Origin of the sequence: Parageobacillus sp. KH3-4, assembly GCF_022846435.1 — a bacterium.
Classification (GTDB): domain Bacteria; phylum Bacillota; class Bacilli; order Bacillales; family Anoxybacillaceae; genus Parageobacillus; species Parageobacillus thermoglucosidasius_A.
This window is the reverse complement of sequence record NZ_AP025627.1, coordinates 2,326,626-2,341,982: the sequence shown is the minus strand read 5'-3', so window position 1 is coordinate 2,341,982 and position 15,357 is coordinate 2,326,626. Positions and strand designations below refer to the sequence as shown.

At 40.7% G+C, this 15,357-nt stretch carries 11 protein-coding genes and 2 pseudogenes; 10 read left to right on the top strand and 3 right to left on the bottom strand.

Translation table 11 applies throughout. The features are described from left to right. The first annotated feature begins 17 nt into the window (after positions 1-17). Complete coding sequence (locus MWM02_RS11875) at positions 18-284, top strand: PTS sugar transporter subunit IIB (RefSeq protein ID WP_003251279.1); 267 nt, start codon at positions 18-20, stop codon at positions 282-284. A gap of 154 nt (positions 285-438) precedes the next feature. After that, positions 439-1,701 (top strand): PTS ascorbate transporter subunit IIC, encoded by a 1,263-nt coding sequence (locus MWM02_RS11870; protein ID WP_064550800.1) that lies wholly within the window; start codon positions 439-441, stop codon positions 1,699-1,701. Between the two features lie 492 nt (positions 1,702-2,193). Here MWM02_RS11870 and MWM02_RS11865 read toward each other — a convergent pair whose 3' ends face one another. Then, positions 2,194-3,057: an SDR family oxidoreductase gene (locus MWM02_RS11865; RefSeq protein ID WP_244403623.1), complete on the bottom strand. Its 864-nt coding sequence runs from the start codon at positions 3,055-3,057 to the stop codon at positions 2,194-2,196. Positions 3,058-3,701: 644 nt separating this feature from the next. Here MWM02_RS11865 and MWM02_RS11860 point away from each other — a divergent pair. The 5 genes and pseudogenes from MWM02_RS11860 to MWM02_RS19670 all read left to right on the top strand — a co-directional run. Beyond that, complete coding sequence (locus MWM02_RS11860; RefSeq protein ID WP_244402098.1) at positions 3,702-4,007, top strand: DUF5082 domain-containing protein; 306 nt, start codon at positions 3,702-3,704, stop codon at positions 4,005-4,007. Next, entirely contained in the window at positions 4,004-5,302 is a 1,299-nt protein-coding gene (locus tag MWM02_RS11855) for a pre-toxin TG domain-containing protein (RefSeq protein ID WP_244402097.1), read from the top strand. Before MWM02_RS11860 ends, MWM02_RS11855 begins: the two co-directional genes overlap by 4 nt. 28 nt (positions 5,303-5,330) lie before the next feature. Continuing rightward, on the top strand, positions 5,331-5,675 hold the full coding sequence (locus MWM02_RS11850; RefSeq protein ID WP_064551988.1) for a hypothetical protein: 345 nt from the start codon (positions 5,331-5,333) through the stop codon (positions 5,673-5,675). 216 nt (positions 5,676-5,891) lie between these two features. Then, a pseudogene (locus MWM02_RS11845) lies at positions 5,892-6,071 on the top strand (EndoU domain-containing protein); the annotation flags it as partial. A gap of 471 nt (positions 6,072-6,542) precedes the next feature. Continuing rightward, a pseudogene (locus MWM02_RS19670) lies at positions 6,543-6,948 on the top strand (IS1634 family transposase); the annotation flags it as partial. A gap of 162 nt (positions 6,949-7,110) precedes the next feature. On the opposite strand, the gene MWM02_RS11835 reads toward MWM02_RS19670, so the two are convergent. Beyond that, the gene (locus MWM02_RS11835) at positions 7,111-8,355 is read right to left on the bottom strand and encodes an APC family permease (RefSeq protein WP_275973735.1); all 1,245 of its coding nucleotides are present in this window, start codon (positions 8,353-8,355) and stop codon (positions 7,111-7,113) included. Positions 8,356-8,665: 310 nt separating this feature from the next. Here MWM02_RS11835 and MWM02_RS11830 point away from each other — a divergent pair, with 310 nt between their 5' ends. Next, positions 8,666-10,414 carry a cache domain-containing protein gene (locus tag MWM02_RS11830; protein WP_244402095.1) on the top strand — a complete coding sequence of 583 codons (1,749 nt, stop codon included), beginning with the start codon at positions 8,666-8,668 and terminating at the stop codon, positions 10,412-10,414. A gap of 309 nt (positions 10,415-10,723) precedes the next feature. On the opposite strand, the gene MWM02_RS11820 is transcribed toward MWM02_RS11830, so the two are convergent. Then, positions 10,724-11,848: an NAD(P)/FAD-dependent oxidoreductase gene (locus tag MWM02_RS11820; RefSeq protein WP_244402093.1), complete on the bottom strand. Its 1,125-nt coding sequence runs from the start codon at positions 11,846-11,848 to the stop codon at positions 10,724-10,726. A 614-nt stretch (positions 11,849-12,462) separates the two neighbouring features. Here MWM02_RS11820 and MWM02_RS11815 point away from each other — a divergent pair. Together MWM02_RS11815 and MWM02_RS11810 are read left to right on the top strand one after the other, a co-directional pair. Further along, entirely contained in the window at positions 12,463-13,635 is a 1,173-nt protein-coding gene (locus MWM02_RS11815) for an ATP-grasp domain-containing protein (RefSeq protein ID WP_064550727.1), read from the top strand. A gap of 3 nt (positions 13,636-13,638) precedes the next feature. Then, on the top strand, positions 13,639-15,351 hold the full coding sequence (locus MWM02_RS11810) for a methyl-accepting chemotaxis protein (RefSeq protein WP_244402092.1): 1,713 nt from the start codon (positions 13,639-13,641) through the stop codon (positions 15,349-15,351). The last annotated feature ends 6 nt before the right edge of the window (positions 15,352-15,357 follow it).

The window sequence follows — 15,357 nt, the reverse complement described above, 5'->3', positions numbered from 1 at the left end:
CAAGGAGGTACAAAAAAATGAAAAAAATTCTCGTTGTTTGCGGAAATGGGCTGGGAAGCAGTTTTATCATCGAAATGAATGTCAAAAACGTGTTGAAAGAGATGGGAATTGAAGCTGAAGTTTCCCATACTGATTTAGCAACGAGCAAAACAGAAAAAGCAGATCTGTATTTAGGGGCAAAAGATTTAGTCGAGGCACTTGATGACGGCACGCGCAATGTGGCCAAACTGACAAACATTCTTGATCTTGATGAATTAAGAGAGGCACTAAAAAAACATTTGTGAGTAATAAAAAAGGCAGGCGGCTCGCCTGCATAAAAGAAAGAAAAAACTTTCCCTTTTAAAAGTATACGAAAGAATGAGAAAACAAGAAAGAGATTTTTAGATAAAAAAGTAACATTCCTAAAACTTCTGAAAATAAAGAGGAGGCAAATGAGTGATGTTTGATTTCATTATGAAGGATATATTAGGCTCGCCGGCGATTTTAGTCGGATTGTTTGCGTTCCTTGGTCTGTTGCTGCAAAAGAAAAGCTTTCCTGATATCGTCTCCGGCACGCTAAAAACAATTATGGGATTTGTTATTCTCAGCGGCGGTGCCAACATTTTAATCGGCTCGTTAAACGTTTTTGGGAAAATGTTTGAAAAAGCCTTCCATATTAAAGGAGTGATTCCGAATAACGAGGCGATTGTTGCCATTGCCCAACAAACGTTCGGTAAAGAAACTGCGATGATTATGTTATTTGGAATGATTGTCAATATTCTCATTGCGCGATTTACTCGTTTTAAATATATTTTCTTAACTGGGCATCATACGTTATTCATGGCTTGCTTAATTTCCGCTGTATTTGCTACTGGTGGAGTCACTGGAGTTCCGCTTGTCATCGTTGGTTCAATTATTCTTGGAAGTTTGATGGTGTTGATGCCGGCGATTCTTCAACCTTACATGCGGGAAGTTACGGGAACGGACCAAATCGCTTTAGGCCATTTCGGCTCCATCGGTTATTTTACTTCGGCGTGGATCGGAAAGCGTCTTGGAAACAAAGCGCAATCCACGGAAGATATTAAAGTGCCGAAATCATTAGGATTCCTTCGCGATACATCGGTTGCGATGTCCCTGACAATGGTCATCTTATTCTTCATTGTCGCTCCATTTGCTGGAAAGCAATTTATAGAGAAAGAGTTAAGCGGCGGCGTGAACTTCCTTGTCTTCTCCCTGATGCAAGGAATTACATTTGCCGCAGGGGTATACGTCGTATTGGCGGGAGTACGGATGCTCATAGCTGAAATTGTCCCGGCGTTTAAGGGGATTGCGGATAAAGTGGTGCAAGACGCCAAGCCAGCGCTCGACTGTCCGGCTGTATTTCCTTACGCCCCAAATGCCGTCATCGTCGGTTTTTTATCCAGCTTTGCCGCGGGGATTATTTCGATGTTTATTTTGCCGCTCGTCGGCTTAAAAGTCATTGTTCCTGGGCTAATTCCGCACTTTTTCACAGGAGCAGCTGCCGGCGTATTCGGCAACGCTACAGGTGGTAGAAGGGGCGCCATTTTCGGGGCATTTGCCAACGGAATTTTAATTTCCTTCTTGCCGGCACTTTTGCTCCCAGTTCTTGGCTCGCTCGGATTTGAAGGGACGACGTTCGGAGATTCGGATTTTGGAATTGTTGGGATTTTGTTAGGATATTTAATCAAACTGTTTTCATAAGCACATAGGAACTCCCCCGCTTCGTTAAAAAAGTGGGGGTTTTTTAGGATAGGGAGCATATTGTTTTTTGGCAATTAGTTTCCTTCATTATAATTTGTAGGGATCGATGATAGGAAGATATTCAATCACATGTGTATACCAACTATGTGAGCGGGAGGAAACTAGCAGAAGGAATTCACGACACGGAGGAAAGATTGCTGCTCAACTATGCCAGCAGACAAATCGGAAGCCATAAACGAGTGTACAGCCAATAGCATTTTCTCCGATGAAAGATCCTATAATGAATGAAATTCTGCATGAGCTAACGATAGCAGAAGTAATTGAAAAGTTTGATGACTTTTGAGTAATTTTTAGTAGATTTAGGAAAGCTGAAAGAAACAAAATGTATTTTCCTTTTAATTTATTCACCCAGAACAAGTAAAAAACAGGTCACATGTTGGATATACCGCTAGGTGACCTGTTTTTCTTCCACTTATTGCAGTACAAGTATCTTTACATTTGCAAAGCTTGTTTTACGGTTTCTTTAAGAGGTGTTAAGGATCCGATAAGTTTTTGCAGATCATCTGACGTTTTAGACGTTTCGCCTTTAGAAACCGCGTCATAAATCGCTGCCGTAAGTTCAGCAAAAGGTTCAGGAACGCCAGCGTTTACGAGAATATTTTTCTCTTCTTCAAATGAAACGGACTGGTGCACAACTTTTTTGCCGGAAACTTCAGAGAGAATTTGCGCTAGATCGTCAAAGTTCCACGGTTGATTGGAAACCAGGTTATACGTTTTGTTTTCATGTCCTTCCTCTGTAAGAACCGCCGCGGCAGCCAAGGCAAGATCATTGCGGGTTACCGAATTAATTCTTCCACTTCCTGTATTCGTCACCACTGCTCCAGACTCTACGGATGCGCGCAGCCCTTCGTTTATAAAAAGTTCCGTATATAAGGCATTGCGTAAGAAAGTATACGGAATGTTAGTGGTGCGAATGGCATATTCCGTAGCTAAATGAACATGGGCAAGCGGTAATATTGCCTCTTCAGCAAAAGCATATCCGGTATAAGCAATATGTTTTACCCCTGCATCTCTGGCTGCTTTTACGACATTTGCATGTTGAACGATACGCAGCGTATCATCAGTGTCTGGACTGGAGATAAAGAGCAGCTTGGAAGCGCCAGCAAAAGCTTTTTGCAGAGATTCTGGTTCCAGATAATCCCCTTGGCGAACTTCAATTCCTAGATCGGCAAGAGAGGAGGCTTTTTCCACATTACGGGCAATGGCAATGATTTGACTTGCTGGCACTTTTTTGAGCAAATGTTGAATCACAAGACCTCCGAGTTGACCAGTAGCGCCAGTAACCGCAATTGACATAAACATCTTCCCCTTCTTTTCATAAATTTTTGAGAGTAAATCTTGATAACAACGGGCACTAAATGCTGTTATAACCAAATTGGTTACAACGCGCACAAAAATAGGCATTGTTATAACCAAATCGGTTACAACTGACATGAAAAAATTAGCTCTTCAAAGAGCCGATTTTCAAGATATAGACTATGTTGGAGAAGTGATTGCTAACTTTTTATGTGTTTCAACCTCTAGTTGTAACCATTATAATTACATCGGAAATAAAAGTCAAATCTTATTTTGTGCACCGTCAGGCAACGCGGAAGGACGCCAAAGCGGAAAAACTACAGTCGTTTTTTACACTTCAATCCAATCTATTCCATCTCGTCAACCGTGGATGAGTCGAAAAATACCATCCGTTTCTGTCATGGCTGTCCGGCTTTTTCATTTTCGGCTTTCTGTTCCTCCTCTTCACGATAATCGTTCCACGCATGAAAAAGTTTGTTCCGTAAACAGGTTGTTTTCGAAGGAACTTTGGCATGTTTAACATGTCAGATAGATAAGAAAAAAGTCCCTGTTGTCATCTGGAAAAACAGGAATATATCATGATTTATCCTTATTTTCCCTATGTTACCATTTAAATGGCATGTAAATGGGGGGAGGAAATCAAGATGGCGTCTTTATCGGAATCGATCGAACAAGAAGTGAAACGCAGGGCCTATGAGGCGATGATGGATTATCTTAAGTCTTATCAGGGGCAGGTCGAAGAAGCAATCGGGGAATTTCGACATGGGACTCATGCATTTTATCACGCAAGTGCCGAGAATGTCCCGCATTGGCAAGGAGAGCCGGGGAAAGCGCATGAGCCGATATCCGGGAACTTGCGGCAAATGATTGATGCAACGGCAGATGGTCTTCTTTATGAAATAAGCAGGGAAATCGCCCAAATTCGTCGAAAGATAGAGGAACGGCAATGACGACGATTCGAGTCAAACCAGAAGAGCTGGAAATAGTAGCAAAGCATATCCCCGATGCAGAAGAAGCCTGCCGTCGTGCGCGGACCTCTCTTTCTTGGACACTGCCTTCTTTAGCCATGGAGATTCCCGGCATCGGCTCTGCCGCCATCCGCGAGCTTACAGACGAACTGATTCATTGGCTCGACCGCTATGGAGAAAAGCTGAATGAAGCGGAGGAACTGCTGTATCAGACGGCCGCGTCCATCAGACAGGCAGACCAAACGCTTGCCGACAACATAAAAGAATTCGGCTTAGAGCTTCTTGGCTGGTATGACTTGCAGCGATTATTTGGAGAATACGATCCAGTGACTGGAGAACGGATTTCAGGATGGGACCGCCTGGTTGCGGGAGGAATGTTATTGTTGTCCGTCATTCCTCCAGCCAAAGGAGCGGGTGTCGCCGGTAAAGCCGTGATCAAAGGAGCGAAAGCGGCGGAAACAGCGGTGGATGTTTCCAAATTGGTCTCGCAAACAAAAAACGTCCTCAATTATAATAAAATCAAACCGTTCTTCCAAACGATCTATCACCAAGTCATCAAAGGACCAATCACCGAAACAATCCGGTCATTCAAACAGCAATGGGAGAACTTTCACGAAAATGTTGGCTCTGTCCTGCAGGGACCGCGGCTAGCCGCCGATGGAGTTGGAGTGGTGCCAAGTGGACGGGTGATAGGAATCGCTGAAGAATCCGCCAGCTCGGTGCGCTTTTCGATGAGTCAAGCGGTGGATGGTGTGGTGGATAAGGGAAATGCTGTAGGCGATAAGGTAGTAAAAAATGAGGCCGATATTATAGCAGAAAGAGCAAAAAATTTGGATTTAACCCCAAGGGAAACACCGTACAAGATTATGGGTAGTAAGAAAATGAAGATATTAAATGAAAAGGTCAAAAATAGAACAATAACACGAGAAGAATGGAAACAATTGGAATGGAACAAGAGGTTTAAAAGAAGAAGGGATAGGGGTGTAGATAATTTTTGGGAACAAGAAAAAGTTCGGGTAATGAACGGTAATCCGACTAGAAATTGGACGCCAGAACAAATCAAAGACATTTTGAATGGAAATATACCAAAACACAATGGAAAGCCTATAATTGGTCATCATGCATATAGTGCTTCTAAGTATCCACAAATAGCTGACAAAGGGGAAATTATTTATCCAGTTACTTTTAGAGAACACTTGTATCGTTGGCATGGTGGTAATTATCGAGATAGTCTTCCTGGGAGACCAATAAACGATTCAATTCCAAATGATTTTTAATCGTTGATATTGAAAGGAGGTTATTTAATTGTCAAAAATACTAGTATTACTAGACAAAAATACTGTTCAAACAAAGCATTTGGCGATGGTAAAAAAATATACTAACTTAGGTCTTGGTGATATAAAAAATAGAATAGAGAATAGTAGTCCCATTTTTGAATGTGACTTATTCAAAAATGAGGATGATGACGCTAAACTTGAGAAACTCATTACTGATTTAACAAATAATGGAGTGAAGATAAAAATTTACGAAGAGGAAATATCGAGTGATAAGGAAGTTTCTATTAAGTATTTAATGAACAGGTTAAACAGATTTAAAGAAATTCAAGCTCAAAATGAGTTGTTAGATGACCTTATGTACGGCGATGATTGATACTCCTATAGCCCATCCCAAACGAGTAATTACTCGTCTGGGATTTTTATTTGCTTAACCGCTTTAATAAGATAATGTAATAATATTACACATTGAAGTAACGTATACGTCCATCATTACGAATGATCCTTTTTAATAGCGAAGCAGGAAAATTCCCCAAATTGGCACAAGATAAGAGAAGCTGCAATGACGACGATTTGAGTCAATCCGGAAGAGCTGGAAACTGTAGCTGAGCATGTCCCCGATGCGGAAGACGCCTGTCAGCGTGCGAGAACCTCGCTTTCCTGGGAACTCCCCTCTCTCGTGATAGAGATTCCCGGAATCGGTTCCGCCACCATCCGCGAGCTTACAGACGAACTGATTCATTGGCTCGACCGCTATGGAGAAAAGCTGAATAGAAATTCCTGTACTATAAAATGATGAGTTACTTTGGTTAAAAGTTATTTTTGGAATCATGAAATGCAAGCACTCAAAATAATACACTTAACAAGTTGTGGAGTAACGTATATTGGGGCAGATTTAGAGAGTTGAGGAAGATAATAAAATTGATGATTCTAAGATGAGAGAATTAAAATTAAGAAATAATTTTTAACAAGACTAAAAAATAAATCAAATGAGTAAAGATAAATCAAAAAACCTTGATTGGCTTTATGCCTTTCAAGGTTTTTCTATTTTCAATCTAACAGCTATATCAAATAATAAAGTGAGATTACGTTTTCAAATTAGTCTCACAAATGAAACATGTTCTCCGCTATGATAAAATAATGTCTGTTTTTCTTGGCGAGAAAGATCAAATTCCTCTTGCCTATGCTCGAACTTCTTTCATCATGAACGATTCCGTTTGCGCTCTTTAGTAAAATTCATGCACGCCGTGCTTCCCGTTTTGCCTCCGTTATGGCCGTTCCGGCTGAGTGGCAGGGCAAAACCATGGACAGAAAGGAGATTTTAGCCCTCTATGAGGGGCAAGTGAACGTTAAAGGATCTGTTTTTTACAGATAAAATTTACGTAAAGAAACCGAAACGGGTGCTGGCGTTGGGTTATCTGTTTTTGTTAGCGCTCGTCGTGTACCGAGTATTCCAACGCCGGATGCGGCAAGTCATCACCAACGAACGTCCATTGAATGGCGCGGGAAAGCGCAAGTTGACGAAACAGACGGACCAAGCCATTTTGCAGCTGTTTGCCTAGTACAAGTTGTCGTTTTCGAGTGGCCAAATGGGCCAAAGGGCAGGCCGGTCGTTGACGTATGAGCGGCAGAGAGTATTGCGAGAGTAGGGATTCCGAAACTTAAAATAAAGAAGGATACGGGGAGTATTTGCATTGTTTTGAAGAAGAAAACCGCTAAACGGCGGCCGTTTAGCGGTTTTGCATTTTTTCGATCGTTGTGTTGTCAATGCTGTTTAGGTGAACCAATGCGTTTTGAAGGTATGTATTCGTTTAGCTTGCTTTTTTCGCCGTTTTATTTTTGTGTTTGGTTGTAAGACTCCAATAAATAGGAATTCCCGACAATGTGATTAACACAGAAAGAAAAGCATCGAGCGGCTGATGGATGACGGTGCTTCCAATAATGTAAATTGCTCCTGCGATCGCAACAACAGGCGTTACAGGATATAAAGGCACTTTATATAACGAATGATCAGGCTTTTGATTTTTCCGCAATAAAAATACAGCGTAAAATGCTAAGCCGTAAAAGGAGAAAACACTAAAAATAGCAATATCACTCAAGCGATCAGGGCTGGTCATTAACATCATAGTCACAGCGATCGCTACTTGTAAAACGATTGCTTGAACAGGAGTGTGAAACGTCGGGTGAACGCGTGTCAAGAAACGAGCGCCAGGGAACAGCCCATCTTCTGCCATCGCAAACGGCATACGAGGGAATGTCAAAATTTTTCCATTTAAACAACCAAAGATAGAAATTAAAATGCCGATCGCAATCATTTTTCCGCCTACATCGCCAAATAGTAACGTCGCGGCTTCTTTTGCGGCGTTCGGGCCAAGCTCAACAATTTTACTAGCAGGAAGCACGTGAAGGATAGCGATATTGACAGCTAAGTAGCAGAGTGTGACAATGACAATTCCAGTAATAATAGCTTTTGGTAACGTTTTTGCTGGATTTTTCATTTCGCCTGCCACAAATCCGACGTTCATCCAGCCGTCGTATGCCCAAAGCGTTGCTAACACAGCAGCGCCCATGCTGATTGTTCGGTTGTTTTCACTTTCCATTCCAAGCACAGGCACATCTCCTTGAACCATTCCAAACACGATAATTAGGAAGATCGGAAGCAGTTTTGCTAATGTTAACAAGCTTTGAACTGCTCCGCCATATTGTGTTCCTAGTATGTTAATGAGTGCAAGAAAAAGAACAGCTAAAATGCCGATCCATGTTTCCGCCTGTTTTGGAAAACCGAACACCCCTGCAAATAACGAACCAAAGTATAATCCGAGCGCTCCGATCACCGCTGGGCCGTAGATGATTGTTTGCACCCATCCGCATAAAAAGCTCCAAAACTTTCCGTACACCTCTTCGATATAAGCATACAACCCTCCGGTTTTCGGAATTTTTGCGCTCACTTCTGCGATCGTTAAACCGCTCGCTAATGTAATGATGCCACCGATGGCCCATGCCCATAGGGCCATTGTCGAATCACCAGCAGCGGCGATAACAACGCCTGGTTTCATGAAAATACCGGAACCAATGACCGTGCCGATGACTAAAGATGTTGCAGCGATAAAGCCAATACTTTTTTTAGTTCAGCATGCCCCATTTTGTTCACCTCAAAAAGACAAATGTTTTTGTTATAAGTACTTGACAATTATAACATGAGATTAGTTAAATTATTTTTTTCCGAAAATTAAAATATTATAGAGAATCAACATGATTTATTGACATAAATGAATTTTTTTGTACATGATGAAATCTGTCATCATTTTCATGGCATAAATGGTATAATAAAAATCTGCAACGAATGACGTAGGGAGTCGTAGAAAAATGAATTGGATACAGTCACGTATTTTTTGGAAAATTTATATTATTAATTTAGTTGTTATTTTTGCTTTGCTAGCTTTAATGTTTATAATCGCTCGGATGTCTTTGCCTGAAATTACAAAAGAGCAGTATCGGTACATAACGGATAAAACCGTTTTGCGAATGAAAGAACAAATTGTGCAAATTGGGGAGGATTTACATAAGTTGGAGCAATACGTGCAAAATGATCCGCATTTCCGGATGAACGATGCCAAGAAATGGTCAGAAGGGCTTGAACATATTATTAAAATTTCTCCTTACATTGATAGCGCTACTGTATTAGATTCGAACGGATATGTGAAAGGGGTTTACCCTAATGACTTGGGCCATCTATTAAACTATAACTTAAGTAAGCGCGAATACTTCCAACAAGCGTTGCGAACGAAAAAAGCTTACTTCAGCGATGTCGTCTCCGCTGATACAGGACGTTATTTGCTCGTCATTTCTGTCCCTGTTTTAAATGAACGGAATGAAGTGGAGAGAGTCGTCAACTTATCGATGCGAATTGTACAAAATCATCTATTTCGATCCATTGTTCAAAGTTTTCAAATTGGGGAACACGGCTATACATTCATCGTCGATCGCAATGGGAACATTATTTCTCATCCATCGAAAAAACGAATTGGCGATAATATCGCTGAAAATGCCGTTGTACAAAAATTGCTCCGGGGACAATCAGGCTATGAAGAAGTCGTCAATACGGAAGGAGTGGCGATGTTTGCTTCCTATGCGCACATTCCGATTTTACAATGGGGGGTGGTTGCGCAAGTGCCTGTTTCGGAAATTTATAAACCTTATGCGTTGTTTGAAAAGGCGCTGTGGTTTGCTTCTATTGCAGCATTTTTCATTTTATCGCTTTTAACAGCGCTCTACGCCCAGCAAATTGTTCATCCGCTTCGCCGGTTGTGTGAGGTGGCAGAAGCGGTCGCAAAAGGGAAAAAACATGTTCGCGCAGACGAAACCGATCAAACGGAAATTGGTTTGCTCGCTAAGCGTTTCAATTACATGATTGATTCTATTCAACAGTCGGAAGAACTGTTGCGGAAATCGGAAAAATTAGCGGTTGTCGGTGAATTGGCGGCGGGGGTTGCCCATGAAATCCGCAATCCATTAACATCGCTGAAAGGGTTTATTCAGCTCTTAAAAGAGGGAGAACGCAATCAGACGTATTTCGATATTATTGAAGCGGAATTAGAGCGATTAAATGAAATTGTCGACGGGTTTTTGCTGCTTGGAAAGCCGAATGCAACAATAAAAAAAGCATACAGTCACGTATCGGAAATGTTGCAACATGTGATGAAGCTTCTGGAAGGACAAGCGCTGTTGCATCATGTGACGGTTCAATGTTTCGTTGATGAACAGCTTCCGCCGCTTTATTGTGATGAAAATCAATTGAAACAAGTGTTCATCAACATCATCAAAAACGCAATTGAAGCGATGCCAAATGGCGGAATATTACGGATCGAAGCGAAACAACGACTAGATTCGATTCTCATTTGCATCGCAGACGAAGGCTGCGGCATTCCGAAAGAGCGAATGGCCAAGCTCGGTGAACCGTTCTACAGTACAAAAGAAAAAGGGACAGGATTAGGGTTAATGGTGAGCTTTAAAATTGTGGAAGCGCATGGTGGCAAAATGAACATTCATAGTGAAGAAGGAAAAGGAACGACCGTGTGTCTGCTTTTTCCCATTTCCTCAAAACGGGAGGGCTGAGCGAAAAGATCAGCCCTCTTTCTCATTTTTAATTGTTCTCCCCATTTGGCAGCACGCAACAAAAATTCGCTGTGGGCATGGCCATGGACGCCGCGAATCTCGTCTTGTGCCTGTCGTTTAATCATTTTGTAAAGAGCGGGATCGATTCGCAATGGAAAGTTTTACTTTTTCGCCATATCGCTTCACACCATCGAGGCGAACAGTGCCTTGGCAATGGTTCGCCTTGAAAATGGATCTTATGCCTAAGCAGCCATTTGGTCAAGTCGAAAGCGAATTACGATGGTGTTCTCCTTATTGACTCTGGGTGTTTTATTCTATTTTTTTAATGGCGCCAGCGACATCATAGTCAAAAGGGTTTAATTCTGTTGGTTTTCCGAGCACGAGCTTTGCCAGTTCGGAACCTAAGTAAGGGCCAGCTGTCAGTCCAGATGCGCCTAGTCCGTTGGCCACATAGATGCCTTCGAAACCCGGAAGCGCTCCAAAGACCGGAAGAAACCCAGGAGTGTATGGACGAAATCCAACTCTTGTTTCAAGATGAGTGCAATTTGCCAGCCCTGGAGCCATGGCTAAAGCTTTGTCTAATACTTCGTGCAATCCGCCAGCCGTTATTCTGTAATCGAAGCCGACCCCATCTTCATGCGTTGCTCCGACAACGATGCGGCCATCTGTAAAGGCAAGAAGATATTGGTTGTTTGGCGGCATGACAACGGGCCAGTTGTCTGTATCCTGTTCTGGCCTTTCAAGGTGAACGATTTGTGCTCTTTGCGGCGTTACTAAAAATTCAATGCCTAATGGCAGAAGCAGCTCTTTTGACCACGCACCAGCCGTTGCAATGACGGCATCTCCTATATATTGTCTTCCTTCAACTTCGGCACCGATTACTTGGGCACCTTGATGGATAAGTTTTGCGTTTCCTCTGATATAAGTAGCCCCAAGCTTTTGCGCTGCCCGAATTAAGGAATCGCGAAGTGCTCTTCCGTTAACGCGGGCGGCGCCACTGACGTGAATGGAGCTATACTTCTCTGCTAATGGTGGAAATAGTGCTTTTGTTTCCTTAGGAGACAGTCGGGTAATTTCGCCCATTTCTGGTGCGTCTTCACGACGTTGTAATGCTCTTTCCTCGATCTTTTGAAGCTTTTCTTCATCTGTATGGAGACAGATTGCTCCTACACGCGCATATCCCGTTTCCGTTTCGCCATAGGATTTCAGTTCTTCGATTAAAGCAGGATAAAATTTCGCTCCGCCTTTCGCTAAACGATACCAAAGCTTATTCCGGCGCTGGGAAACCCATGGGCAAACAATCCCGGCTGCCGCATCTGTTGCTTGGCCTTTATCACCCCTGTCAATTAACGTTACAGCAGCTCCTTCTTTTGCCAAGTGATAAGCGGTAGACGCTCCCAAAATTCCGCCTCCAACGACTATGTATGATTTCATGAAAAACACCTTTTCTATTTTTTCTTTTTCCATCATTAGAATAGCATATGATGAAGCATTTGCGAAAAGTTTAAGGCTATCCCAAATGCACTAGTAGATTACGGTAATATTTTAGAAGTAGAACTCTTATCAAGCAAAATGAATAATGAGACGGGTAAGTTTATTTTGAAAGATGATGAAATTTCTTACCGTTTTTTTGTCCTAGCCCAAACTTGACACAAAATTTTTATACATCATCCCTTAATCGGTTCCTGATTTTTTTATTTTCTAAGAAAGGATAAATTTTTTAAAAAGTAAAAAAACATTTAAAACGTTAAAACTTTTCATGTTTTGACGATAAAAAGAGTGTTGGAATCATCCAGCGAAACAAAATGTGAGCAAGGGAAATGATGTCGCTGCTTTTCTGTCATGAGCAGTTGGCCTCCAAAATCGGATTTATGTTCGCCACAGCTGGTTCAGCAATTGGATGAGGCGCTATATGGAATTTTCTGTATGTACACAGAGCGAGCGGGGAAGGAGCTTTCTTTCTAGTTTTTCTTATTTTTAGGTAATGGATGGAACATTTCAGATTTATATAAAGAAACAAAATCTCTACTTTAGGAAGGTGCATCAAGGTGATTATCATCAATGATCAAATCATTTCCCCTATTCTGGTCAAATCGTTGCAAGAACTTAATGTACCTGTTTTCAAACAAGGCAACCGTTCCGAAATGTTAAAAGCATTAAAGGGAATGGAAGCTGAGGAGTTTTTCCCTCTTATTAATGAGCAGCAAAAGTTATTGACGAATTCAGAAAGCTGCTTAGCATTGCTTGAATCTTACGTTCCTGATAGCGTTCAAAATCGTTGGGCAAAACAATTAAAAGATAAAGGAGCGTTCCGCCAAATTCTTTCTAGTATGTACCCTGATTACTTTTATAAGGTAGTCAGCCTGGACGAACTTAATAAAATTTCGGTAAAGGATATCCCTTTCCCTGTTGTGATTAAGCCAAGCAAAGGATATTCCAGCGTGGGAGTGTATAAAGTAAAAAGTGCAGATCAATGGGAAGAGACTTTACATAAATTAAATACGGATCTACTTCTTATAAAAAACATTTATGACAAAGAAGTAATTAATGGAGAGAGCATTTTAATTGAAAAGTGGATATTCGGAGAAGAATATGCCGTTGACAGTTATTACGATCACGATGGCAATCCTGTGATTTTAAATATTTTTAAACGTTTGTTTAAAGACGAATATGATACGTCGGATCGAATCTACTATACATCCAAACAAGTCATCAATGAAATTTACGATGACATATTAACTTTTATGCATAATTTTAGGAAAATTGTCCCAGTGAAGAATTTCCCAATTCACTTTGAAGTGAGAAAAAGTAATCATACCATCATTCCTATTGAAATGAATCCGCTCAGATTTGCTGGGGCGGGAACAACAGATCTTGGATATTATGCTTATGGATGCAATGTGTATAAGCATTATTTTCAAGGCACAAGCCCAGACTGGGAAGAAGTGCTTCACAACATGGATGAAAGTATCTATAGTTTCTTCTGCGCGGAAATCCCGATGGATATTTCACAAAATCTTATAAAATCCATTAACCATCAATCGTTTAAAAAGCAATTTCAACAAATTTTAGAGTACAGAGAAATACAAGCAACAAATGATAGAACATTTGCCATTGTCTTTTTTAGAAGCGAAACAATGGAAGAACTTTATCGATTACTGCGAATGGATTTACGTCCATTTATCACATTAAAGGAAATCGAACATTCGAGGGAGAGGTAGAAAATGAGAAATATCACGTGGAAAAAATCAATCAAAATCCAATTAGTCATTAGCTTTTTATTTCCATTTCTTGTATTTTCACTGATTCTTTTTGGATTTGTCCGATATGTATCAGATTACATTATTCAAGAACATGTTATTCCGCAGTTTGATGAACGTCTAACAGAAAATGGACGATTACTAGCAGAGATGCTTGATCCTAATTCCATTAAAAATACAATCGAGTTTCCAAAGACGTATGGTCCGGCACTTAAGCGGGATTTAGATTCGTTTATTGAACGAAAAAAAGGAATCGAGTATGTATATGTATTGTCTAGAAAAAATGGCAAGGATGTCATTGTGGCTTTAAATGGCAGCGACAAATTTATGGTTGAATCTCCGTTTACGAATGAGCAAAAATTATCATATGAAAACAAAAAGCCTGTGCTGAGTTCTATTTATAGAGATAAATGGGGCGTCCATAAATCATTTTTCATTCCTGTAGATGGTGCGGATGCCATCGTTGGAATAGATATGAGCGCCAAATTCATTGATCAATTAGAAAAATGGACATCGACTGTTTCGCTTATTGTAACAGCTGTCATGGTTGTTATTGGAGTCTTATTGGCTTTATTCGTTGGAAATAGAATATCTAAACCTCTTAATCATCTAGTACAATATGCGAAAACCTTTTCTACCGGAGATCTTAGCCAATCGGTGAATATCCAGCGGGAAGATGAGATAGGGGTTTTAGCAAATAGCTTTGAAGAAATGAGGAAAAATTTAAGTCGCATCATCGATAATGTAAGAGAGAAATCGGAAGCAATTCATCATACTGGCCAAACTCTTTTGGCATCCTTTGAAGAATTGGCTCAAGCTTCTAAGCAGATTGCAATGAGTACAGATGAAGAGGCAAAAGGATCCGAAGAAAGAGCCAATCATATCGACCGAATTTCAAATATGATGTCTGAAATGTCAATAGCGATATCCAACGTGGATGAACAAACGAAGTTGATAAAAAACCTTACTGACCAAACAAGCCAGCAAGCTGAAAAAGGAAATGTTCAAGTTCGAATGATTACCGAACAAATGAACAAAATAAAACAAAATGGTATGGTGAGCAAAGAAAACTTATTTAATCTAGGCAAAAAGTTGGAAGATATTAATGAAATCATTAAGATCATCCAAGACATTGCGTCTCAAATCCATCTTCTTTCTTTAAATGCTTCTATTGAAGCGGCTCGTGCTGGAGAAGCCGGCAAAGGATTTTCGGTTGTTGCCCAAGAAGTCCAAAAGCTTGCCGGCCAAACGGATGAATCCATTAAAACAATATCTGAAGCGATACGTGAAATCAATGAACAGGCTAATATCGTGCTAAATCTGAACCAACAAGATTTTGAAGATATTGTAAAAGGTGTTGAGATTGTTGAAGATAATGGCCGATTATTTAATTCTATTTTTGAATCAGTAGAGCAACTGGCAAAAGGTATTGATACGATTACTAAAAGTACAGGAGATCTGCATCGTGCATCCGATGAAATTTTAACATCCATTCAAGAAATTGCGGCAATTTCAGAGCAAGGAGTGGCTGCGACTCAAGAAATTTCTGCTTCTGCTGCTCAACAAAACAATACGATTGATTATTTAAAACAGCAAAATTCAGAGCTAAAACGCTTGGCTGACAATCTTCAAGATATGATTAAGCGATTTAAGACAAGTGAAATTGCAACAAAATAAAACGAA

Bases quoted from the DNA above. Each gene is read 5' to 3' on its own strand.
- MWM02_RS11875 (WP_003251279.1), top strand. From the start codon at position 18: ATGAAAAAAATTCTCGTTGTTTGCGGAAATGGGCTGGGAAGCAGTTTT.
- MWM02_RS11870 (WP_064550800.1), top strand. From the start codon at position 439: ATGTTTGATTTCATTATGAAGGATATATTAGGCTCGCCGGCGATTTTA.
- MWM02_RS11865 (WP_244403623.1), bottom strand. From the start codon at position 3,057: ATGTCAATTGCGGTTACTGGCGCTACTGGTCAACTCGGAGGTCTTGTG.
- MWM02_RS11860 (WP_244402098.1), top strand. From the start codon at position 3,702: ATGGCGTCTTTATCGGAATCGATCGAACAAGAAGTGAAACGCAGGGCC.
- MWM02_RS11855 (WP_244402097.1), top strand. From the start codon at position 4,004: ATGACGACGATTCGAGTCAAACCAGAAGAGCTGGAAATAGTAGCAAAG.
- MWM02_RS11835 (WP_275973735.1), bottom strand. From the start codon at position 8,355: ATGAAACCAGGCGTTGTTATCGCCGCTGCTGGTGATTCGACAATGGCC.
- MWM02_RS11830 (WP_244402095.1), top strand. From the start codon at position 8,666: ATGAATTGGATACAGTCACGTATTTTTTGGAAAATTTATATTATTAAT.
- MWM02_RS11820 (WP_244402093.1), bottom strand. From the start codon at position 11,848: ATGAAATCATACATAGTCGTTGGAGGCGGAATTTTGGGAGCGTCTACC.
- MWM02_RS11810 (WP_244402092.1), top strand. From the start codon at position 13,639: ATGAGAAATATCACGTGGAAAAAATCAATCAAAATCCAATTAGTCATT.